The following is a 22,333-nucleotide window of genomic DNA, read 5'->3' as shown; positions in this document are numbered from 1 at the left end:
TTGAGGCACTTAAAAACGATTACGCATTATCGAGCGCTTGACTTACATCTGCAATAATATCGTCGATATTTTCAATACCAATCGATAAACGCACTAAATCACGGCTCACACCTGCATTCGCGAGCTCTTCATCATTAAGCTGACGATGCGTGGTTGATGCAGGATGACACGCTAGCGACTTGGCATCGCCGATGTTTACCAAACGCAGTATCATATTGAGTGCGTCGATAAAACGAGTGCCGGCTTCCAAGCCACCTACAATACCAAAGCTTAATATACCCGATGCTTTACCATTAGTTGTTTTTTTACACATTGCGTTGTATGGACTTGACGCTAAGCCTGCATAGTTAACCCATGAAACTTTAGGGTGCTTTTGTAAATACTCAGCCACCTTTTGTGCATTTTCGCAGTGACGTTCCATTCGCAAACCTAAGGTTTCAAGGCCAATTAGAATGTCTGATGCATTTTTTGGTGCAAGTGCCGCACCGGTATTTCTAAGCGGAACCACTCTACAACGGCCAATAAACGCAGCTTCTGCAAAGGCTTCGGTATAAACAACATTATGATAAGACGGATCGGGCTCGTTCATCATGGCAAAACGCGTAGCATTTGCTTTCCAATCAAATTTACCTGAGTCAACAATCATGCCGCCAATGGCAGTACCGTGCCCATTTATGTATTTAGTTAATGAATGCACCACTATATCGGCACCCAGCTCGAATGGGCGGCATAAGTACGGCGTTGCTACTGTGTTATCAACAATAAGGGGCACACCCTTACTGTGTGCTATTTTAGCTAATCGAGCAATATCAACAATGTTACCTGCAGGGTTGCCAATTGATTCACAAAATACCGCTCGAGTATTATCATCTATCGCGCTTTCAAAGGCCTCAAAGTCATCTGCTTTGATCATCCGTGCTTCAATACCTTGGCGTGGTAATGAATGCGCAAATAAGTTGTAAGTGCCGCCATATACTTGGCTAGTACTGACAATGTTGGTGCCAACTTCACATAAACATTGAATTGCGTAAGTAATTGCTGCCATGCCAGAGGCTACAGCTAGTGCGCCTACGCCCCCTTCCATAGCGGCGATACGCTGCTCTAATACTGAGTTAGTTGGGTTCATAATACGGGTGTAAATATTACCAGGTACTTTTAAATCAAATAAATCAGCACCATGCTGGGTGTTATCAAACGTATAAGATGAAGTATTATAAATTGGCACTGCTGCAGACTTTGTGGTTGATTCTGATTCGTAGCCATGATGCAGCGCTAAAGATTCTAGTTTCATTAGTATATTCCCTGTTATTAATTTACTTAGCGTTAAATTAGCACTTATATGCTACTAAGTGCACTTGAAATATACTAATGACAATTGAAATTTTTAACCTTTAAAAACAACCACTGTTAACTTTTAAAGCTATAACTAGTTTAGCTGTAAACTAAAACCAATAATAAAGAGTATTACACCTAAATAAATAGTACATGCAGATTGCATATTTTGTGATATTCCACCTGCAATCAAGTCGCACGTGCCTTTATATATCCCTTTGCACACCAATAATATTCCCCTGGTTAGCCTATAATTATTTAAATTTATTTTACCTTTTTCATCTGTAATAATGCGCAAATAACCAATAAGTATAATAATACTTGCCGATATTAATAATCCAATTTTTAAACTTTCCATGGGTATGCTCACTTTTAATTTAAGTGCTTAGTTTAATATTGATAGTTTGATAGGTCGTTATACTTATTAACGCTACTTTTAACTTCACTATTTAAATTGGCTAATAGTGCGTACATCTTAGTTATATTATGCCTAAGCTGTTAGGATACGCCGTCTAAATAATGTAGAACGGTTATATAAGTATAATGTCTAAATTTTTCTTTATGGGTAAGCCCGATATAATGGGTAAAAATAACAGTAACGGTTTTAGTCCTAAGCGCAATGAAAAAGTGGGCAGCGAGCTTCATCCATTATCGTTAGTGGTTAATTCACCACAACGCAAGTTAGAAGTAGAAGCAATAGTACAAGAACATAAGTTATTTGCTACAGTAGAGCTTAATACTCAAAGTGATGAAGATATAAGAGAGCTTGAATTCGCGCTGGTTAAGTCTACACCGCAAGTATTCGATAAAGTCCCTGAGCGTAACTCTCCTTGTTTATGCGGTAGTGGTAAAAAGTATAAAAAGTGTTGTGCTTAAATTATAGCTCATAATTTAATCTCCCTTCTCATTCTTTAATATAAAAATGCCACCTGTTAATAACAAGTGGCATTTTATTATTTGCTATAAAATTCAGCTAAAATAAAGGTTCGGCTTTATTTTTACGCTTAACTTATTTTACTATTTTCATTTCATCTAATAAATTCTGGGCATTATCTACCTTGTCCATTACCCATAGCATGTAACGAGAATCTACGTGAATTGAGCGGTTTAGTTCTGGGTTATAATCCCAATCGCCAATGATGCTTTCATATACGCCATCAAACAATAAACCCACCAGCTCGGCTTTACCATTGAGTGTTGGCGAGCCTGAGTTACCGCCGGTTGTATCTACGTTTGATAAAAAGTTAACAGGTACTGTGTTCATGCCGCCGGTGTAATCACCATAAAGCTTGGCTTTAATTTGCTCTTGTAACTTTTTAGGTGCATTAAATGGGTCAACATCGGTGTTTTTAGCTAGTAACCCTTCAAGCGATGTAAAGGGTGTTGCTACCAAGCCATCTTGAGGTGAGTAGCCACCTACCGTGCCGTAAGTTACTCGTAATGTGCTGTTTGCATCTGCATATACGGCCTTATTTTGTGCTTTATTAAAGGCAATAATAGCGCTCATTAACTGCGGGCGAGCAGCTTGTAACTTGCCTGCAAGTGCTTTTGATTTATCTTCCTCAGCTTTCATTACTTTAAATATTGCTTTAGCATATTGCACAAATGGGTCTTGGCTTTGGTTTAGCTGGCTAAACGATTGCTCAAACAATGAATTGCGTACAACTTCGTTATCAAGTGTTGATTTAGTATACATTTGCTCAAGCAATGCACTTTGTTTCGCTTTATCAAAACCATTTTGTAGTTTAAATGCCTTATCAACCTCGCTAAAGCGCTCTTCTTTCGGAAGTGCGGCATAAAGCTCTAAAAAGTGCAGTAAAATAGCTTTATCTACATTGGCATCAAAGCGACGCGTCATACGCTCAAGCCCAGCTTTAATGCGCGGTAAGTCACGCTCTTGGTATCCAGACTCTCGCTCTGCATTTGGCTTTTGTTGCTCATACGCTAAACGGTATAAGCTGCGAGCGGTACTGATCATTTGTGATCTGTGTACATAACCTAACATACGATCGCGCTCGCTATGCAGTTGCGATTGCGCTACTAATGCCGATAGCTCATTTAAAACATCGCCATATTGCTGCTTGCGTGTTTTATCACTATTAATCCATTGAGTTAGTTCTTGCTCAAACTGTTTTTTGCGCTCAAACATGGTGCCTTTTTTAAAGCTTTCTATCATTGAGCCATAGTTTTTAATGTAATTATTATAACCTGCAATAGTGCTTTCGTAAGCTATACGCGCTTTACTGCCGTCCTCTGCGTTTTCTTCAATAAGTGCTACGTATTTTGAATTATGTTCACGCGCTTTAGGATAGCTGTCGTTAAATACGTTATCTACTTCTGCAGCAATACGGTAACGGTTAGTACGCCCCGGATAGCCTGTTACCATTACAAAGTCGCCCTCTTGCACACCTTTAGCACTTACACTTAAGTAAGAATCGGGTTCATAAGGTACGTTATCTTCGCTGTACTGTGCTGGTTTACCATCTTTTCCTACATACGCACGATAAAAACCAAAGTCGCCGGTATGGCGCGGCCACATCCAGTTGTCTATATCACCGCCATATTTACCTACGCCCATAGCGGGAGCGTATGCTAGGCGTACATCTTTTATTTCTAGCGACTTAATGAGGTAATACTCTAAGCCACCATGAAACGAATACACATTACAACGATAGCTCTCATCGGCTTCACACTGAGCCACCAGTGCTTTTTCATTTTTTTCAAGGGCATCGTAGCGTGCTTTAGCACTTAACTTTTGAGTGTCTTTAATTACTTTGTCGGTAACGTTAGTTACGGTTTTAGTAACATAAACACGAGAGCCAGGAGCTGCGGGTAAATCTTGCGCTGGAGTTTTAGCTAAAAAGCCATTTTCTAAAATATTATTATCGGTTGTTGAGTTGTATTGAATAGAGCCATAAGCACAGTGATGGTTTGTTACCACCAAACCTTTTGGCGATACAAATGATGCCGTACAACCACCTAGGCTAATTACCGCATTCATCGGGAATTCGGTTAATTTTGAAATAGATTTAGCATCTATTTCAAGCCCTTTGGCTTTTAATATTGATTCTAATTCTGGAAGCTGATGTGGTTGCCACATGCCTTCATCTGCAATTGCAGTGCTTGAGAGTGTAATTGCTAAAGTTGATGCTATTATAGCGACAAGAGGTGTTAAACGCATTATAGAGTCCTTTTTATTGTTTCTATAACAGGTTACTCGTGAAGTATTATGCAGGTCAATACCGTGGTAATAAATTGTTACAATGTGGCCTATAAACCTTCATATATAGCGTTAATAGCAAACTGTGGCAGCTATATTTTGTATTTACTTATAACTACTTTATATAATATGTGATTATTTATAAAAACCTTGGTGAAAAACCCAATAACAACTCCTCAGGTAATGGCTTACTAAAATAGTAACCTTGAACAAAATCACAATTTAACTCACCAAGTAAAACAAGCTGCTCTTTCGTTTCCACTCCCTCTGCAACCACGGTTAACCCTAAGCTATGCGACATGGCTATAGTTGCTTTGACTAAATTACAGTCTTCTTTTTTGGATGTAATGCCATTAATAAACATGCGATCTATTTTTAAAACATTAAAAGGGTACTGCCTTAAATAGCTTAATGATGAATACCCAGTACCAAAGTCATCCATTGATAGCTTTATGCCCAATTTAGTTATTTCTTGCAAGGTGTCATTTATATTCAATTTAGCATTCATTAACACCCCCTCGGTAATTTCTAACTCTAAATATTTAGCCTTTACATCTAGCTCGCTAAGAGTGTCTTTTATAAAACTAAGTAGCGCTGTGTCTCTAAATTGACTTGGGGATAAATTAACAGCCATAGTATATTTATGGTGTTGCCCTTTATTTAGCTGCTTATTTTGCCATTTTTTTAAAAGCTGTAAGGCTTGCTTAATAACAAACTTCCCAATGGGGATAATCAACCCATTATGCTCGGCTATTGGAATAAATTCATCGGGCGGTATATTCCCCAGCACTGGGTTATACCAACGTAGCAAAGCTTCCGCGCCGGTAACATGTTTATTTTTAACATCTAACTGCGGTTGGTAATATAGTTCAAATTCATTACGCTGTAACGCACCTTGCATCTGCTCCTCTATCGCAAGGCGGCGCTGAATTACTACGTTCATTTGTGGAGTAAAAAACGAGTAACTGTTACGTCCCAAGGCTTTTGCTTGATACATTGCCGTATCTGCATTGCGTAAAAGATCAGACGCTGTATCGCCATTTTCGGGGTACATAGCAACCCCAATACTCATGGTGAGTACAAGTTCTCTCCCTTCAATTTTAAATGGCGAGGTAAAACTTTTCAGTAGCTTTTCTGCAATATCTATTGCGTTATAATGACTATTAATACCCCGCAATAGTACAATAAATTCATCTCCTCCTAAACGCCCTATGGTGTCTTCTTTGCGAATGACTTGCTGTAATCTTGCAGCTGATTTAACCAGTAGCTTATCGCCTAGTTCATGGCCAAACGAGTCATTTACTTTTTTAAAGTTATCTAAATCAATAAAAAGTACAGCCACATGCCCCTTGTTTCTTTGTGCTTCAAAAAGCATATGCGATAGTCGGTCAAGTGCTAAAAAGCGGTTAGGTAATGAGGTTAAATTATCATAATAAGCTTGTTTACGGATCAGCTCTTCTGCCTTGTGCTGCTCGGTAATATCTCGAATAATAACCATAACTTGCTGATATTGAGAAATATGGTTAATTCTTGCCTCAAAGTACACAACTCCCAATGGCATGGTTAGTTCATATTGAAAGCTCACCATCTGTTTTTGGCTTAAGGCTTGGGAAATATTTTTTCTAAACTTACTGCTAACATCGTCTGGTAATAAATCAAACATACTGCTACCAATAAATTGCTGAGGTAAAGCATAAAGATTACTGCTACTACTGCTGCTGGCTTGATAATCAAGGATTTTGCCATCTTCTTGCATTACAAAAAATAGATCAGGAATAGCCTCAAATATTGTTTCCAACATTTTTTCTCTAAACATAGCCTGTTCTTGCGCCTGTTTAACATCGGTTAAATCAATATCAATACAATACATTTGTTTAATGCCATATTGATTTATAAACATTACATGGCTTGAAAACACCGAAACATCATTATTATTTTTATCACGAAGAGTTAGCTCTGCTGCAGGAATTTCTATGCCATTATTAATCCAATTTCCATGGCCAGCAACCACGGCCTCTCGTAAATCACTTGGTATAATTAAATCTTCAAGCTTTTTACCTGTTGCTTCAACATTCGTATAACCATAAAGCACTTCGCTGCCTTTATTCCAATAAATAACACGGCGTTGTTCATCATACCCCTGTACAGAAATAGCATTCACAGCATCAAATAATTGATGTAATGGGTCATTAACAACATATTGGTGAGCTAAAGTATGTATATTATTTTTAGATTTCATTCTGATCAATTAATAAATAATACTTAATATTTATAATAGAACGAAATAATTAAATTAACACTTAAAGGAGCGAATAAATGCTTTTAGGTAATGCGGCAATATAAGAGTGTAAAAATAAAAAGGAGCCGTTGCTCCTTTTAGTTATTAGTTTTTAACTCATTAATGTTAATCTTTTTTAGCGTTATTAGGATGCTCAACACCTATCCATGCTTTAAACAACGCCTTTTGTTCACTCGATGCTTGCTTATTAGCAATCACCTTTTTAGGTTTATCAAAATCTTCTGATAAAACTAAACTGGTGCTAGCAAGTGCATCGCGGCGAATATAATCAATTGTAATTTTATCCCCTGCTTTATACATTTCTAGGCTGCTGGTTAAATCCTTGCCAACGTGATGCTTATTAATAGCAACAATTTTATCATCTGTTGTTAAGCCTGCCTGCCATGCACTGCCACCGCGTTTAACATGCGAAAGCGTAAGGAGTTGGCCGGTATTTTTTGCCACAGCATCTATACTAGCTAAGGCTTTCGCTTTTTCTGGACGCTCAAATGTTAAACCTACTTTATTGAGTAACTCGTCAAAATTTAGTGAAACTGGCGAGTCGACATTAGTTTGCCACCAAGTGTTGTAATCACGCCCGGTTAGGTCTTTTAAAATATTGAGTACATCTAAAGAAGTAAAACCTGCAGGTAATTTATGTTGCTTATAAAGTGCCTTGTGTACATCGCGATAACTTATTTTACCTTGGCTTTTTTCTAGTAAATCAATATCTAAAGCAAGTGATAACAATGAGCCTTCTGAATAAATGTTAGTAGAGTAATTACGCGCGTGGTCCCCGCCTTGGTTTATCCACTTATCAAAGCTTGTTTCGCTGGCGCTTTGTACTTCGCGACCAGGTGTTTGTAAATGACGATTAATTGTTTTACTCAGTAGGTTAAAAAACTCATCAGTGCTTTGAATGCCTGAACGCACTAATAAATGATCTTCAAAATAGCTGGTTGAGCCCTCTGCTATCCAAAGTAATTTAGAGTAATTCATATTGGTGTAATCGTAAGGTGTTAGGCCCGCTGGGCGGTAGGCTTTAACGTTCCAAGTATGAATAAATTCATGCGCCGCAGTGCTTATAAAGGCTAAGTAATCTTCGCGTTTAGCGAATCGGTCTCGCGGACGCTGAATAATAGTCGAATTTAAATGCTCAGTAGCACCACCCGCTCCCGATGTTGCATGCACCATAAATACATAACGTTCATACGGGTAGTCATCCCAAATAACATTGCCAGTAGCCACTAATTTTTTTAGATCCGTTAGCATGAGCTCTACATCATAATTACCGTCACCCCATATAACTAAATCGTATTCACGGCCATCAACTTTAAAGGTGTGTAATTGGTTAATACCTGTCTCGATTGGTGAATCTACAAGTACGTCATAATCTGCCGCCTTAAATGTATTTTTACCTTTGTTATTTTTCATTCCAGAAACAGAGCGCCACTGTTTAGGCACCTCTAAATTAACCGTAACGGGTTCTTGGCGAAATGAGTCACTAAACATAAAAAAGCCTGATGCATCAATAAATGCATGGCTGTCATCAATATGGCGCGCACGTTTGCCAAGCTCATTTGCGTATACTTGATATGCTAAGTTAACTTTAGTTGGCTTATTTAAATGTACACGCCAGGTGCTGTGATCAATTTTTTCCCACTTTAGGGGGTTACCCGTACTGTCTTTTGCATCAAAGTAACGCACCCCATTGGCTAAATTTAATATTTCGTAACGCCCAGTGCGCCATGCAGGTAATTTAATGTCTAAATGCGCTTGTGCCGTTTTGGGAAACTCTACCGTAACATTACCTAAGTGGTGCTGTGGCTGAGAAATGTTTAATGAATAATTTACATCAGCAAACGTAGGGGCAGAACATGCGGCTAAAATAGACAGCGCTAATAGCTTTTTCATAATGGCTCATAAAGATAACTTAGTGTGTAAAGAAGACTAACAAGGCGCTATTTAAAAGTGAATTAAAAGCGATAAATAGACTTTTAGATACGTTTATTGGCAATATCTCATTAAAAACACAAAGTTTTTAATGAGATAACTACACTTAATATAAATTTGTTGTAAACTTAACTGATACTAATTAACACAATGGCGGTATGTTTAGGTGCCTGATAAATCTAATTCTATGGACAAAAAACTCAAACAAGCTATTGAACAACGAATAGTAATTGAGAGCGCAAGGAAAACCCAAGTAGACACTCTGTCAAATTTAGCAGCTAAATTGTCTTTAAGCTGTAAGGGTCTTGATATTGAATTAGATAATCGCCTAGCTAAATTTAGAAGCGCACTTAATAAAGGGGTTAGCTTTGAGCACTTATCGCCGTTAATTAATGATATTTTAGTACTTTTAAAAAGCCAAGAAGCCATTCAACTCGCTCATCAACGCGACTTATACACAAGTGTAAAAAATGCTGGCAAGCAATTACAAAAAACCAATGGTTTACCTGACAACACACGCAGAACACTGCGTAACTTGTTAGATAATGAACTTGATGCCGTTCAGTCAACCCATGGTTTTATACCGCTATTAAATCAATTAATTACTATTTATAACCAAGCGTTGCACACTAAATTTAATGCATTACCCGCAGAACAACATACCGATACTCCAGCAATTGCTAAAAAGTTGTTAGAACTTGCCCACCAGCTGGTACTTGAAGATGAAGCAGCTGAGCAAATTCAATCGATAAGAACCACTATTTTACAAAGTAATACAGTAGATGACTTACTCGCTGCCGCGATTGAAATTATTAGTATTATTGTAAAAAACATTAATAACGAGCGCCAATCAGCGCAAAGCTTTTTAGTGTCTTTAAATAAAACCTTAGAAGAGTTACACCATTCGATTTTTTCGACCAGTAAACATTCCGAATCTATGGGAATTGAGTTTGACGTATTAAATAAACGTATTAAAACTAAAATTAATAATCTTAATGAACAAACTAAGAGTACCACTTCAATTTCATCATTAAGAAAATTGGTTGATCATGAATTAAAGTCCCTCGGTGAAGATTTTATTGCCAAAGAAGAACTTGAACGCAAAGATCGCAAAGTACTTATAACCAGCTTTGATAAAATAAATAATCGTATTGGTAGCTTAGAAAATAAACTCACTAAATATAAAAAACGCCTTAACGATCAACGTTTCAAAAGCCTGCTCGATAGCCTAACCAAACTGCCAAACCGGGCCGCCTTCGATGAGCGCTATAACCACGAAATGCACTTATTTAATGTGCAAGCATCCGATGTTACTCTGGTGGTAATTGACGTAGATTATTTTAAGTCAATAAACGACAGGTTTGGTCATACTGCTGGAGATATTACGCTACAAGTTATTGCTAAAGCCTTGCAAAAGTCGATAGAAAAAACTGACTTTATAGCGCGTTATGGCGGCGAAGAATTTGTACTATTAATGCCAGGTACTTCTTTAGAGCATGCCATTCCCCAACTCGAAAAGCTTAAAAAGAATATAAAAAAGATCCCGTTTAAGTTTAAAGATAAGCAAATAGAAATTACAGTGTCACTTGGTGCAACTCAGTTTAAACAAGGTGACACATTATTAAAGGCATTTGATAGAGCAGACGATGCTTTATACGAAGCCAAAAACGCAGGTCGGGATCGTCTGTGTATACGTAAATAATGTTATATAGCTCAATTGTTTTGAGTTTTATAACTAGCTAGTTTTTTACATTTTATACCAATTGTATTAAATGAGTCGTTAATTATAGCAACCGCTCTAAAAAAGTACGGCGCCTTATATATTACTTATATAAGTTCAAGTGCCCAAAATGAGTTTAACCTGCTAGAGCAATCAACGCTTGTATTCAATTGGTATTAAGCAGCAAGGAGAATGCCGATGTTAATACAGTTAAACCCTACTGGGGTTTTAGATTTACTGTCGCAATTAGAAGTTGATTTATTAGAGCAATCTTCCGCTAGTGAACGCTATCGATTATTTAGAAACTGCGCGCTTGCCGTCCTCAATGTAGGCAGCCATACAGATGAAAGTAGCGACATCTACGATAAATACCAAGACTTTGATATTCGTTTAGTTAGCCGTGAGCGCGGCATAAAAATAGAACTAATTAACGCACCTGATACCGCATTTGTTGATGGTGAAATTATTACCGGTATTCACGAACATATATTTTCTGTGATCCGCGATATTTTATTTATATGTCAAAAATACGAAAAAGATCTTAAAGAACAAAAAGCCATTACCCACATGGTTTTTGATATGCTCAGAAATGCCGATGCACTAAAAGTAAACAGCGAACCAAGCATGATTGTATGTTGGGGTGGGCATTCTATTAGTGAAGTTGAGTATAAATATACCAAACAAGTAGGCTATGAGCTGGGCCTGCGCGGCTTAAACATTTGTACCGGCTGTGGCCCTGGCGCTATGAAAGGTCCAATGAAAGGCGCTACTATTGGCCACGCTAAGCAGCGCATTAAAAACAATCGTTATTTAGGATTAACCGAGCCCAGCATTATTGCAGCAGAGCCGCCTAACCCAATTGTAAATGAATTAGTCATTTTACCCGACATAGAAAAACGTTTAGAAGCCTTTATACGCACTGCGCACGCTATCATTATTTTTCCTGGTGGCGCTGGTACTGCTGAAGAGTTTCTTTATTTATTAGGGATATTATTACACCCAGAAAATGACAAGCAGTGCCTACCGGTTATTTTAACAGGACCCAAACAAAGTGAAGCCTACTTTAAAGAGCTGTGTCACTTTATTGAAATGACACTGGGTGTAGAAGCGCTCAGTAAATTTGAAGTTATTATAGATAACCCACAATTAGTAGCGCAAAAATTAAAGTCGACCATGGCTAATGTTCGCGACTATCGTAAAAGCCAAGGCGATGCATACTATTTTAACTGGACATTAAAAATAGAAAATGACTTTCAACAGCCGTTTATACCATCACATGAACAAATGGCGAACCTAGACTTGCACCTAGAACAACCAAAACAGTTATTAGCTGCAAATTTACGCCGCGCATTTTCGGGCATTGTTGCCGGTAATGTTAAAGAAGAAGGCGTAAAAGCAATTAAACAACATGGGCCTTATATTCTAAGTGGCGAGCCTAGTTTAATGAAAGCAATGGATAAGTTATTACAAGCTTATGTTGACGAGGGAAGAATGAAACTGCCCGGCAGTAAATATGTCCCCTGCTACACAATCAAGGCGTGAGTTCTGTATTGAAACCCCATTTATTACTTATTGATGCGCTTAATTTAATTAGGCGCATTTACGCGGTTGACGCGAATCAAAAACATCACAGTGACGAGCAAATGCTTAAAGCAAGCTGCTCACGTGTAGCGCATGCCTGCTCAAAACTTTTAAGCAGCACTAAAGCAACCCATGCCATTGCCGTATTTGATGGCGATAAAAGTTGGCGCTATCATTTTTATAAAGATTACAAACACTCCCGTGCTCCTATGCCACAAATACTTAAAGATGCATTAGTGCAATTTAAAGCCGCCATTGAAGAAACCGGTATTGTAGTGTTTGAACCAATAAACGATGAAGCTGATGATATTATTGCAACTCTTGCAAATAAGGCATCACATAACAACATCAGCAGTGTGATTGTCTCAACTGATAAAGGCTTTTTACCTTTTTTAAATGAGCATATAGCTGTGTATGATTATTTTAAAAAACATTATTTAGATCAAGATAGTATTAAGCAACGCTTTGGCGTTGAGCAAAAAAAACTAGTAGAGTTTTGGGCATTTGCTGGCGATAAAACCAATGATATTCCGGGCGTAAAAGGCATAGGCACTAAATCGGCACAGCTACTAGTTAATAACTATAGTTCTGTCGAGGATGCACTCAATGACGATGCTCTTAGTGCCAGCTTACGTAAAAAGCTAACTGAGAATATGGATATGTATGTTATTTCAAAGCAACTGGTTAGTTTACGCACCGATATAAACTTAGGCTTTAGTTTAAAGCAGTTAAGGCTTAATTAGTCGCAAGTTAATAGCACTGCCGTACGACAATACGTATACTATTAGCAGTGATGGTTAGTAGAGTAAGTAATGTTCAAAAAGTTTTTTAGATATTTAATTTTAGGTTTAGGGCTGTATGCGCTAATAGCCACGTTAGTGATCGTTTTTTATAAAGATGATCCACAAGCTATGATTTGGCAAGACAGAGAAGCCTACAATAAACGCTATATCGAAAAGCTAAAAATAGAAGACACTGCAACCCTCAATAGTGTACTCGAATATTTAGGTAGCCCAGATCTTACCTTTGCTAAGCGTGATGAGGACCAAGTATGGCAAATTGTTTTTTATCGTACCCAGCATAAAACATCTGACGGCATTACTACTATAGATGAATGTACCGGCTTATTATTTAAAAACGGGCAGCTCATTTTATGGGGTCCCAGTGCTTACGATCAATATCTAAAACCAGGTTAGGGAAACGGCATAATGGATGAGCCTGTATCAATAAAGCTAAAAAGGTTGCTTGAGCATACGCAGCTATTTTTAGCTTCATACAATAATAAAAAACAATGGCCTACCTTTTATCCGCTAGTGTGCAAACTTGCAGAGCAATACCGAACCCTTTATAAGCAAAATCCGAGTGCTCTACAAGCGCAACTTATGCTTTATAAAACTCAGTACGACTTTGCTACCAACCTTGTAATTAACCAATGTATTTTAACAACCGCACTGTGCGTAAGCCAAAATTACGATGACGAACTAAGTGAGCTGTATATTAGTGCGTCATTAATTGAGCACTTGTGCGTAGGCGCTCAACTTAATAAACTGTCCAAACAAATAGCGTTTACCAGTACCGAAAGCCAAATATGGCAATTACGCCACAAACTTGCAGCGCGCGTATTACTAACCGCAAAGCAACCTGCTCATAGTATTACTCAAGTATTAGCTAAACTGAGTAAATATAAACACGCTTTAGTAAGCACCCCTAAAATAATGTTATACGATGGCGGCACAATAATTGTGGCGTTAGCTAATATTTTGGCAGTTAACCTCACGTGTAATGCAGCAAATCAGCAAATAAATTTTTATAAAGCGATAGGCGACTTATATTTGCGAACCCCAAATTTATTTGCTCAGCGGCTCTTAAAATCATTAATTGCGCATATTGGTCCTTTGCTCCCCGGGAGCCGAGTTTTATATGCCGAACAAGCAATGATTTATTTAGCAACCGACGCCGAGCAGCGCCACATACTTATTAAAAGCTTAAAGAACAAAATAGTTTGGTACAGGGTAAAAGCAACGCTTAACGATAACGCAGTACAATGGCTATGCGCTGATAAACGTATACTTTATAAAGTGTGGGATACTGAATATGTAAATATAAAAGCCGCAACTCCCAGTACCCAAAACACATTATATGATCTAATTGGGCTTATTAAACTGCAACAAGAGTATAGCTTTAACAATATAAATACTTTATTAGCCCCACATCCTAATGTTATTAAAAGCTTATGCCAAGCAGTTAAACCGTATAACAAAGAGCATCAAGCCGCTAAAAATTTAACGCATAGTTTGTCTATGGTTGGCTACAATAATGCCCCAGCTATTATACAGCGCGTGGTGTTTGAGCAACTAGTTTTTGCTATTCCGCATCCTTTACATGCTTTTTTAGTTAATCGACTCAAATGTATGGTCGATATAATGAGGCTATTGGTCTATAACAATAAGCAATATCAGTTTGAGCATATTTGTTTGCCTTTATATGCTTACGCGCATTACTTATTAATACATTGTAGTACGCAACTTTCAAGAAAGACGCCTATAGCGCACGCCCCCAATAAATCATCCGATACACCTATGTGCGCATTTTTTGGCATAGAAAGCATGGATAGTAAGCATTTAAATCAGCAGTTATCAGCGCTTTTAAGTGATAACCCATGGACCTTTGCATTATTAGATGCCGAACAAGTAGCTAAAAACGAACTCACTGAGCAAAGTAAGTTATGGGTAGCATTTAAAGTCGTGGCGCAAAGCGTGTTTAAGCCAAAAACAGCATTAACACCTTGGCAACAGCAAACACTTAAGCAGCAATTAATAGCCCAGGGCTGGGACAATCAAGCCGATTTTTATGACAAACTTCAAACATTAGCTTTGTTTGATAGTATTTAAGCTACTTATTTTAACTATAAACAGCGGTTATACCCAGTATTAATAGTATAAACTGGCAAAATGACTTAATAATTGGTATAAATGCGCCCTTGAATTCTCAAGCTCGTTCACATAAATTTTCTAACAAGCAGTTGCTCCCTCGGAGCCACAATTTATGTGCAAATCAAACTCTTTAAAGGATAAGTTAATGGCCAAACAAACCATAACAGTGATCAAAGGCGACGGCATCGGCCCTAGCATTATCGACTCAGCACTTGAAATACTAAAAGCCGCAGGATGCGATTTTGATTATGAATTTGTTGATGCTGGCCTAGCTGCACTTGAAAAAACAGGTGAGTTACTTCCGCAAGACACAATCGATACTATCGCTAAAAACAAAATCACCTTAAAAGGTCCTTTAACAACGCCGGTTGGTGAAGGCTTTACTTCTATAAACGTAACACTACGTAAGCAATTTGGTTTGTACGCAAACGTACGTCCTGTTAAATCGTTTGTAGGCACAAAAGCACGTTATGATGATATTGATATCATCACTATTCGTGAAAACACCCAAGGTATGTACTCTGGCGCTGGTCAAATTGTAAGTGAAGATGGTAACGAAGCAGAAGCAAAATCTGTTATTACTCGCGAAGGCGCAGAAAAAATCGTAACGTTTGCTTACGAGCTAGCAGTACGTGAAGGCCGTAAAAAAGTAACAGCGGTACATAAAGCAAATATTTTAAAATCTACATCAGGCCTATTTTTAAAAGTAGCGCGTGAAGTTGCAGAACGTTTCCCAGAAATTGAATCAACCGAAATGATTGTTGATGCAACCTGTATGAAACTAGTAATGACGCCAGAAGAGTTTGACGTAATAGTAACCACAAACTTATTTGGTGATATTTTATCAGACCTATGTGCTGGTTTAGTTGGCGGCTTAGGCATGGCACCAGGTGCTAACATTGGCGAAGATACTGCAATTTTTGAAGCAGTACACGGCAGTGCGCCTGATATTGCAGGTAAAAACCTAGCTAACCCTACTTCTGTAATTTTAGCGTCTATTCAAATGCTTGAGCATTTAAACATGGGCGACACCGCAGAGCGCATTAGAAGTGCAGTTGCTGATGTGATTAAGTCAGGCGATCGTACTACTCGCGATTTAGGCGGCAGCCACGGTACAACAGACTTTACTCAAGCTGTTATCGACCGTTTGTAATATAAAGTATAAAGTACATACATAAGTACTTGTAAGCGTACTGATATAAAAAGCCAGCAATTGCTGGCTTTTTAATATTCAAAATTGCAAACCTGCATAAAACCTCCCTCCACTTACTTTAAAACCTCAAAAAACAACTAACTCCAGCACAAAAATAGCATGATGAGAAAAAATAATGCAGAAAAGCCATTTCGCGGTTGACATACTCCCTCAAAACCCTTAAAAATAACCACATACACAATTTTAGTTTAAAGCAGTATTAACGCTTTGTAATAGAGTAATTAATTATGAATACTACAATTCGCCTATTAATCGTACTCGTACTGGTCTTAGTTATAAGTCCAGCGGGGATGTATTGAAAGGTGATACTGCTTTTTAAAAACCCCCGCCCCATGCGGGGGTTTTTTTATGCATAAAAATAACGGCAGAGGAATGAGGATGAGCAAACAACAATATAATGGTTCTGAACTAGTTGTTCAGGCATTAAAAGAATTAAAGGTTAAATACATATTTGGCTACCCCGGGGGGTCAGTATTAGATTTATACGATGCACTTTTTCAGCAAGACGACATTGAACATATTTTAGTTCGTCATGAGCAAGCCGCCACACATATGGCCGATGGTTATGCGCGTGCTACTGGCGATGTAGGCGTAGTACTGGCAACATCAGGCCCAGGTGCTACAAACTGTATTACCGGCATTGCTACAGCCTATATGGACTCCATTCCAATGGTCGTGCTATCGGGGCAAGTACCTACCAACTTGATTGGTGATGATGCTTTTCAAGAAACTGATATCGTTGGTTGCTCGCGCCCTATAGTAAAGCACAGCTTTAACTGCAGAAGCGCAAAAGATATCCCAACTATTTTAGCTAAAGCTTTTTATATTGCCAGCACAGGCCGCCCAGGCCCAGTGGTAGTAGAGCTGCCAAAAGACATGCTAAACCCTGAGATAAAGTTTGATTATGAATTTCCTAAATCTACCGATTTAAGAACTTACAACCCAAACACTAAAGGCCACTCAAAACAAATACGCAAAGCCGTTACCGCCATACTAGAAGCAAAAAAACTGGTAGTGTACTCTGGCGGCGGAATTGTAATTTCAAACACTTCTGAGCAATTAACTCACTTGGTAGAGTCACTAAATGCGCCAATTACCAATACCCTTATGGGGCTAGGTGGCATTTCAGGTGTGCATCCAAACTTTGTAGGCATGCTAGGTATGCATGGCACCCTTGAAGCCAATAAAGCCATGGCTAATGCCGATGTAATATTAGCATTAGGGGCGCGTTTTGATGATCGGGTCACCAATAATGTGCAAAAATTTTGTCCCAACGCCACTATAGTGCATGTAGATGTTGATCCAACGTCTATTTCTAAAACAATTAAAGCTCACATTCCGGTAGTTGGCTGTCTTGCAACCGTACTAGAGCAGCTACAAGCTGGTATTGATAAGAGCCCTATTCAAATTGATCGCAGCGCCCAAGAAGATTGGTGGCGTCAAATTATCAGTTGGCGCGAACAAAAGTGCTTAAGCTATAACACCGATGGCGATGCAATTAAACCGCAAGCCGTAATTGAAGCGGTTTATAAAGCCACCAATGGCGACGCTTATGTAAGCTCCGATGTTGGCCAACATCAAATGTTTGCAGCCCAGTATTACCCGTTTAAACATCCGCGTCAGTGGATCAACTCAGGCGGCCTTGGCACTATGGGCTTTGGCTTACCTGCTGCCATGGGTGTAAAACTTGCTTTTCCGGATAAAGAATCGGTATGTATTACTGGCGACGGCTCTATTCAAATGAATATTCAAGAGCTAGCTACGTGTTTACAATATAACTTAGCGGTAAAAGTCGTGTCATTAAATAACCGCTCTTTAGGCATGGTACGCCAATGGCAAGATATGGTGTATGGCGGGCGTCATTCATCATCTTACATGGAGTCTTTGCCTGATTTTGTTAAATTAGTAGAAAGCTACGGCCATGTAGGTATTAAAGTAAACACCCTAGATGAGTTACAACCGGCTATCGACAAAGCCATGTCGATTAACGATCGTTTAGTATTTTTAGACATTCTTGTAGACGAAAAAGAACATGTATACCCAATGCAAATTAAGTTTGGTGGCATTGATGAGATGTGGCTACGTAAAGGAGTAAAAGCATAATGCGTCGTATTTTATCTATATTATTAGAAAACGAACCAGGAGCACTGTCGCGTATTGTAGGATTATTTTCGCAGCGTGCTTATAACATCGACAGCCTAACAGTTGGCACAACGGATGATCAGTCTTTATCGCGCATTACTATTACCACTATGGGTGATGACCGTGTAGTAGAGCAAATTACCAAACAGGTAAACAAGCTTGTTGATGTACTAAAAATTATTGATTTAACCGAAATGAGTCATATTGAGCGTGAACTATTATTGGTTAAAGTATTTGCCCAAGACGAAACAACACGCGCAGCGGTTACACGCGTAGCAGATGTATTCCAAGGGACTATTTTAGATATGGGCCGGCTAAGTTATAGCCTACAGTTAGTGAGTAGCACAGATAAAATTGAATCATTTTTAGATACGCTACGCCACGAAACCGACATTATTGAGGTAGTGCGCTCTGGGGCAGTTGGCATTGGCCGTGGCGATAAAGCCCTAAAAGCCAAATAAATAACTAAAAAGTTAATCCACCTTAATAAAGGTGGATTAACTTTATTACAATTATTAAATGTAATTATAATATTAACAAGGTTGGCAAATATTTTAGGCATAAAAAAAAGGGCTAAAAGGCCCTCTTTTCATTTAATTAGATAAACCTACAATTAAAGGTTTACTTGATCTTTAAGACCTTTACCTGCTTTAAAGCTTGGGATAGTTGCCGCTGCGATTTGGATCTCAGCACCCGTTTGTGGGTTACGGCCAGTACGTGCTGCACGTTCTTTAACTGAAAAAGTACCAAAACCAACTAACGCTACTGAATCACCTTCTTTTAAAGAAGAAGTTACAGCGCCAGTAAACGCGTCAAGAGCGCGTGTAGCAGCGGCTTTAGAGATTTCTGCATCAGTAGCAATTTTTTCAACTAATTGAGCTTTATTCATTATTTGATTCCTATTCGTTATTATTTTGCCTTCGCAAAACCTATCTTTATGCATTTTTGAAGAGTTAGCAACAGCAAATTGCATTTTTTGCTTAAAATCTTATAAAATGCGTAAAATTAAAATAATTATCGGTAAAATACAGCGTGTTGAGTTAACAAAGACTTAATTTAAGTGCAATTTTAACGCAAGTTAAGCCACAAAGTCATAAGCTATATTTTTTCGATAACCAAGGTAACTTCCCCAACTTCGATACCAAACTTAACAATAGACGTACGGTTTATCAAGCGAGTTTGTGTTACCAAGTACATCCAATCATCAAAGTTTACCGTTAAAGTGCTGCCATCGTACGGCAGTTCAACATCGTAATTCCAATGAAATACACTGCCATCACTTTTCCCTTTAGCTGTGCCTAAAACATCATCTGCAGTGCCGGTTAAACTCTTGTCATCATTGAGTGTTACTTTCCAAATACGTTTTTGAGTTTCACCATCATCATAAATAAAATCTTCTTCTATAACGCCTTGGTTGCCCTCCCAGCTTGCATGCATGTCAACCACGAGCTTGCGGGTTAATTCACCTTTATAGTCTTGTACAACGCCATAGGCTTTTAAATTTCCGCTAAAAAACGTTTTAAAGTCAAATTCTGGAGAGGTGTTATTGTAATGTTCGACATTGGGGGCAGAGCAACTTACCAATAACAGCGCACATATAGCGGCAAAGGTTACTTTTGCATAATTTAAAATCGTCATATTAATTTCCTAATAATTGCTTTCGAAGTGCGGGCTCAGAGGTATTTTCGCTCAGCCAAATCGCCAAAAAGTCAGCGGCAAAGCCAGGCTCATTAATTTCACCAATGTGTTTATCATTATGATAAAAAACACTAAGCCCTTGCTTGTCTGTTACGAGCGTTAACGACTCGCCTTTTTTTATATTTGGCCACATCGCTAATAATTTATCGCTATATTGCGTTGTTAGCTGTTTTTTACCTAAATGTTGCCACTGCTCGTTGGTCGCTTTTACTATGTCTTTAGCAGCAAAGTCACGCAAATAAGTCAGCTTAAATTTAATCGGATTATCGCCTAACTTATACTCTCCCGTTGTAGTAAATAATGTAGCGTCGTATACATCCCAAAATAAATACTCCATCCGCGCATCCCCTACCTTCGTTAAGCTAATTTGTGCCACAGCAACACAACTCGTTGTGAGTAAACAAATACACAGTACTTTAAATATAGCGTTCATGGTAAATCCCTTCAGGTAAGTGAATAATCATACGGGAGCGGCAAGGGCGAGGATCAGCGAGTAATAAGTAATTTAAGTTTTAAATTAGCTAAAATAATTAAAGTAAATACAGCAGCCCAAAGAGCACCGTATACCAGCCAAAACTCCAATAGTGGCAGGCCTAAATTTAGCACTTCAAAGCGCGCGCCGGCCCAGTAACTTGCAGGGGAAAACACAAGGCAAATAATAAATACTTGCCAAAGTTTTAGTGAGATTAAAAAGCGCATTGAGGTGTTTATGCTAAGCAGTAATGCAAACCACAATAAGGCAAGCCAAACAGGAAATGGGGATACTTTAAACTCTAATAAGCCACTTTTAACGGCAATAAACTCGCTCAATAAAGCCAAGGGCAAAGCCACTAAAACCAGTAATGCGTCGTGCTTTTTTTGTTTTGATAAATAAAACATCAACGCAATAATAGCGCTACTAAACACAACAGAGCTTGATTCAAGCAGTAAGGATAAAAACCACACTGCTTGAAATAACACAAAATTAATAACCGAGTGCAATTTCATCATCAGTACTGATAAAACGTGGTTTACGCGCCATTAAATGCACGGTACTAGTTGCACGTGCTCTAAATGCACCTTCGCAGTAAGCAAAGTAAAATAACCACAAACGATAAAAGCGCTCATCAAATTTAGAGCTGTCTAAGTCTGGCCAGCTTTGTATAAAGCGCGTACGCCAATCGGCAAGTGTACGTGCATAATGGGCACCAATATCGTTTACGGTATGAATAACCATATCAGTATTATTTTTAATTTGTTCACTCATTTCATTTAACGATGGCAAACAACCACCAGGAAAAATATATTGCTGAATAAAATCTGAGTTTTTTAAATAATGTTTATAACGCTGATCGCCAATAGTAATCGCCTGAATAAGCATAGCGCCATCATCTTTTAATAACGCACTACATTGAGTAAAAAAGCTTGGTAGGTAATCGTGCCCTACCGCTTCAATCATCTCAATTGAAACCAGTTTATCGTATTGCCCTTTAAGTGAACGGTAGTCTAATTTAAGCAAAGTTATTTTATGTTCAAGCCCAAGTTGCTTCACTTTTTGTTCAACATAGTCGTGCTGCTCATCAGATATAGTCGTGGTAGTAACATAGCAGTCGTAATGAGTAGCTGCATAAATTGCGAATGCCCCCCATCCGGTGCCTATCTCTATTACCGAGTCGCCTTTTTGTAGTTCAACTTGTTCACAAATTCGTTGTAACTTATATTGTTGAGCTTGCTCTAAGGTTGCTTCTTTTTCGGGATAGACTGCACACGAATAGAGCATTTCTTTGCTTAAAAACGATTCGTATAAATCATTCCCTAAATCATAATGAGCAATAATATTTTTTTTCGAACCCGATTCTGAGTTTTTGTTTTTTAAGTGATTTAAGCGATTGACAATATTACTGAAAAAAGAAAATTTTTTTTCAAAAGCATCTAATTGATTTTGATTAATCGCAAATATTTCGATCAGCTGAGTTAAGTTATCGCAAGACCATTGTCCTAAAATATAAGACTCGCCTGCGCCCACACTACCCGACAAACAAAATGCTTTGTACATTGCTTTATTATTAACAGTAATCGTTACTTTTGCAGCTGACGATAAATCGCCAAAAGTAATGCGTTCGTTATTATCAACTAACGTTATTTGCCCTGTTTGAATCGATGAAAAGGCTTTAAATACTATTTTTTTATATAAATTAGTAAGCCAGCTTCGATTATTTTGACAACGTAAATGCGTCGCTTTTTCCATAAAATCACCTATATTATTACTCTTAAACAACATAAC

Annotated in this window: 19 protein-coding genes; 9 read left to right on the top strand and 10 right to left on the bottom strand. The window is 38.2% G+C overall.

What is annotated here, in order from left to right:
* Nucleotides 1-19: 19 nt before the first annotated feature.
* Both J5X91_RS02250 and J5X91_RS02245 read right to left on the bottom strand, forming a co-directional pair.
* Nucleotides 20-1,291 (bottom strand): aminotransferase class I/II-fold pyridoxal phosphate-dependent enzyme, encoded by a 1,272-nt coding sequence (locus J5X91_RS02250; protein WP_208833976.1) that lies wholly within the window; start codon nucleotides 1,289-1,291, stop codon nucleotides 20-22.
* Nucleotides 1,292-1,426: 135 nt separating this feature from the next.
* Nucleotides 1,427-1,690, bottom strand: a complete 264-nt coding sequence (locus J5X91_RS02245; RefSeq protein WP_208833975.1) for a MetJ regulator of methionine regulon — start codon at nucleotides 1,688-1,690, stop codon at nucleotides 1,427-1,429.
* Between the two features lie 185 nt (nucleotides 1,691-1,875).
* Between J5X91_RS02245 and J5X91_RS02240 the strand changes: the two genes are divergently transcribed.
* Nucleotides 1,876-2,208: a PBPRA1643 family SWIM/SEC-C metal-binding motif protein gene (locus tag J5X91_RS02240; protein WP_011330099.1), complete on the top strand. Its 333-nt coding sequence runs from the start codon at nucleotides 1,876-1,878 to the stop codon at nucleotides 2,206-2,208.
* Between the two features lie 133 nt (nucleotides 2,209-2,341).
* Here the strand turns inward: J5X91_RS02240 and J5X91_RS02235 are convergent, their stop codons facing one another.
* From J5X91_RS02235 to J5X91_RS02225, 3 genes are all read right to left on the bottom strand, one after another.
* Nucleotides 2,342-4,513 carry a S46 family peptidase gene (locus J5X91_RS02235; RefSeq protein ID WP_208833974.1) on the bottom strand — a complete coding sequence of 724 codons (2,172 nt, stop codon included), beginning with the start codon at nucleotides 4,511-4,513 and terminating at the stop codon, nucleotides 2,342-2,344.
* Nucleotides 4,514-4,691: 178 nt separating this feature from the next.
* Nucleotides 4,692-6,791: a bifunctional diguanylate cyclase/phosphodiesterase gene (locus J5X91_RS02230; protein ID WP_208833973.1), complete on the bottom strand. Its 2,100-nt coding sequence runs from the start codon at nucleotides 6,789-6,791 to the stop codon at nucleotides 4,692-4,694.
* 165 nt (nucleotides 6,792-6,956) lie between these two features.
* Nucleotides 6,957-8,744: a PDZ domain-containing protein gene (locus tag J5X91_RS02225; protein ID WP_208833972.1), complete on the bottom strand. Its 1,788-nt coding sequence runs from the start codon at nucleotides 8,742-8,744 to the stop codon at nucleotides 6,957-6,959.
* Between the two features lie 226 nt (nucleotides 8,745-8,970).
* On the opposite strand from J5X91_RS02225, the gene J5X91_RS02220 reads away from it, so the two are divergent.
* The 8 genes from J5X91_RS02220 to ilvN all read left to right on the top strand — a co-directional run bounded on the left by J5X91_RS02220 (nucleotide 8,971) and on the right by ilvN (nucleotide 18,833).
* Nucleotides 8,971-10,485, top strand: coding sequence for a GGDEF domain-containing protein (locus J5X91_RS02220; protein ID WP_208834018.1), 1,515 nt, complete (start codon nucleotides 8,971-8,973; stop codon nucleotides 10,483-10,485).
* A gap of 216 nt (nucleotides 10,486-10,701) precedes the next feature.
* Nucleotides 10,702-12,045, top strand: coding sequence for a nucleotide 5'-monophosphate nucleosidase PpnN (ppnN, locus tag J5X91_RS02215; RefSeq protein ID WP_011330093.1), 1,344 nt, complete (start codon nucleotides 10,702-10,704; stop codon nucleotides 12,043-12,045).
* A gap of 8 nt (nucleotides 12,046-12,053) precedes the next feature.
* The gene (gene xni / locus J5X91_RS02210) at nucleotides 12,054-12,827 is read left to right on the top strand and encodes a flap endonuclease Xni (RefSeq protein WP_208833971.1); all 774 of its coding nucleotides are present in this window, start codon (nucleotides 12,054-12,056) and stop codon (nucleotides 12,825-12,827) included.
* A gap of 69 nt (nucleotides 12,828-12,896) precedes the next feature.
* Nucleotides 12,897-13,280 (top strand): DUF3192 domain-containing protein, encoded by a 384-nt coding sequence (locus tag J5X91_RS02205; RefSeq protein WP_011330091.1) that lies wholly within the window; start codon nucleotides 12,897-12,899, stop codon nucleotides 13,278-13,280.
* 12 nt (nucleotides 13,281-13,292) lie between these two features.
* Complete coding sequence (locus tag J5X91_RS02200; protein ID WP_197107531.1) at nucleotides 13,293-14,975, top strand: hypothetical protein; 1,683 nt, start codon at nucleotides 13,293-13,295, stop codon at nucleotides 14,973-14,975.
* A gap of 187 nt (nucleotides 14,976-15,162) precedes the next feature.
* On the top strand, nucleotides 15,163-16,170 hold the full coding sequence (locus J5X91_RS02195) for an isocitrate dehydrogenase (RefSeq protein ID WP_011330089.1): 1,008 nt from the start codon (nucleotides 15,163-15,165) through the stop codon (nucleotides 16,168-16,170).
* 438 nt (nucleotides 16,171-16,608) lie between these two features.
* Nucleotides 16,609-18,333: an acetolactate synthase 3 large subunit gene (locus J5X91_RS02190; protein ID WP_011330088.1), complete on the top strand. Its 1,725-nt coding sequence runs from the start codon at nucleotides 16,609-16,611 to the stop codon at nucleotides 18,331-18,333.
* On the top strand, nucleotides 18,333-18,833 hold the full coding sequence (ilvN, locus tag J5X91_RS02185) for an acetolactate synthase small subunit (RefSeq protein WP_011330087.1): 501 nt from the start codon (nucleotides 18,333-18,335) through the stop codon (nucleotides 18,831-18,833). The genes J5X91_RS02190 and ilvN overlap by 1 nt, the downstream gene beginning before the upstream one ends.
* A 152-nt stretch (nucleotides 18,834-18,985) precedes the next feature.
* Here ilvN and J5X91_RS02180 read toward each other — a convergent pair whose 3' ends face one another.
* The 5 genes from J5X91_RS02180 to J5X91_RS02160 form a co-directional block, all read right to left on the bottom strand.
* Nucleotides 18,986-19,261: an HU family DNA-binding protein gene (locus J5X91_RS02180; RefSeq protein ID WP_008166804.1), complete on the bottom strand. Its 276-nt coding sequence runs from the start codon at nucleotides 19,259-19,261 to the stop codon at nucleotides 18,986-18,988.
* Between the two features lie 209 nt (nucleotides 19,262-19,470).
* Nucleotides 19,471-20,010: a DUF3833 domain-containing protein gene (locus J5X91_RS02175; RefSeq protein WP_011330086.1), complete on the bottom strand. Its 540-nt coding sequence runs from the start codon at nucleotides 20,008-20,010 to the stop codon at nucleotides 19,471-19,473.
* A 1-nt stretch (nucleotide 20,011) separates the two neighbouring features.
* Nucleotides 20,012-20,503 carry a chalcone isomerase family protein gene (locus J5X91_RS02170; protein WP_041454935.1) on the bottom strand — a complete coding sequence of 164 codons (492 nt, stop codon included), beginning with the start codon at nucleotides 20,501-20,503 and terminating at the stop codon, nucleotides 20,012-20,014.
* A gap of 53 nt (nucleotides 20,504-20,556) precedes the next feature.
* Complete coding sequence (locus J5X91_RS02165) at nucleotides 20,557-21,057, bottom strand: DUF2878 domain-containing protein (RefSeq protein ID WP_011330084.1); 501 nt, start codon at nucleotides 21,055-21,057, stop codon at nucleotides 20,557-20,559.
* Complete coding sequence (locus tag J5X91_RS02160; RefSeq protein WP_089369335.1) at nucleotides 21,035-22,297, bottom strand: cyclopropane-fatty-acyl-phospholipid synthase family protein; 1,263 nt, start codon at nucleotides 22,295-22,297, stop codon at nucleotides 21,035-21,037. Before J5X91_RS02160 ends, J5X91_RS02165 begins: the two co-directional genes overlap by 23 nt.
* Between the last annotated feature and the right edge of the window lie 36 nt (nucleotides 22,298-22,333).

This window comes from Pseudoalteromonas sp. K222D (assembly GCF_017653575.1).
Taxonomy (GTDB): Bacteria; Pseudomonadota; Gammaproteobacteria; order Enterobacterales; family Alteromonadaceae; genus Pseudoalteromonas; species Pseudoalteromonas nigrifaciens.
Note: the sequence above shows the minus strand (reverse complement) of the source record. Positions and strands in the feature narration are given on the sequence as shown.

Bases quoted from the DNA above. Each gene is read 5' to 3' on its own strand.
- J5X91_RS02235 (WP_208833974.1), bottom strand. From the start codon at position 4,513: ATGCGTTTAACACCTCTTGTCGCTATAATAGCATCAACTTTAGCAATT.
- J5X91_RS02180 (WP_008166804.1), bottom strand. From the start codon at position 19,261: ATGAATAAAGCTCAATTAGTTGAAAAAATTGCTACTGATGCAGAAATC.
- J5X91_RS02160 (WP_089369335.1), bottom strand. From the start codon at position 22,297: ATGGAAAAAGCGACGCATTTACGTTGTCAAAATAATCGAAGCTGGCTT.
- J5X91_RS02190 (WP_011330088.1), top strand. From the start codon at position 16,609: ATGAGCAAACAACAATATAATGGTTCTGAACTAGTTGTTCAGGCATTA.
- ilvN (WP_011330087.1), top strand. From the start codon at position 18,333: ATGCGTCGTATTTTATCTATATTATTAGAAAACGAACCAGGAGCACTG.
- ppnN (WP_011330093.1), top strand. From the start codon at position 10,702: ATGTTAATACAGTTAAACCCTACTGGGGTTTTAGATTTACTGTCGCAA.
- J5X91_RS02230 (WP_208833973.1), bottom strand. From the start codon at position 6,791: ATGAAATCTAAAAATAATATACATACTTTAGCTCACCAATATGTTGTT.
- J5X91_RS02225 (WP_208833972.1), bottom strand. From the start codon at position 8,744: ATGAAAAAGCTATTAGCGCTGTCTATTTTAGCCGCATGTTCTGCCCCT.
- J5X91_RS02220 (WP_208834018.1), top strand. From the start codon at position 8,971: ATGGACAAAAAACTCAAACAAGCTATTGAACAACGAATAGTAATTGAG.
- J5X91_RS02245 (WP_208833975.1), bottom strand. From the start codon at position 1,690: ATGGAAAGTTTAAAAATTGGATTATTAATATCGGCAAGTATTATTATA.
- J5X91_RS02200 (WP_197107531.1), top strand. From the start codon at position 13,293: ATGGATGAGCCTGTATCAATAAAGCTAAAAAGGTTGCTTGAGCATACG.
- J5X91_RS02170 (WP_041454935.1), bottom strand. From the start codon at position 20,503: ATGAACGCTATATTTAAAGTACTGTGTATTTGTTTACTCACAACGAGT.
- J5X91_RS02250 (WP_208833976.1), bottom strand. From the start codon at position 1,291: ATGAAACTAGAATCTTTAGCGCTGCATCATGGCTACGAATCAGAATCA.
- J5X91_RS02240 (WP_011330099.1), top strand. From the start codon at position 1,876: ATGTCTAAATTTTTCTTTATGGGTAAGCCCGATATAATGGGTAAAAAT.
- J5X91_RS02175 (WP_011330086.1), bottom strand. From the start codon at position 20,010: ATGACGATTTTAAATTATGCAAAAGTAACCTTTGCCGCTATATGTGCG.
- J5X91_RS02165 (WP_011330084.1), bottom strand. From the start codon at position 21,057: ATGAAATTGCACTCGGTTATTAATTTTGTGTTATTTCAAGCAGTGTGG.
- J5X91_RS02205 (WP_011330091.1), top strand. From the start codon at position 12,897: ATGTTCAAAAAGTTTTTTAGATATTTAATTTTAGGTTTAGGGCTGTAT.
- J5X91_RS02195 (WP_011330089.1), top strand. From the start codon at position 15,163: ATGGCCAAACAAACCATAACAGTGATCAAAGGCGACGGCATCGGCCCT.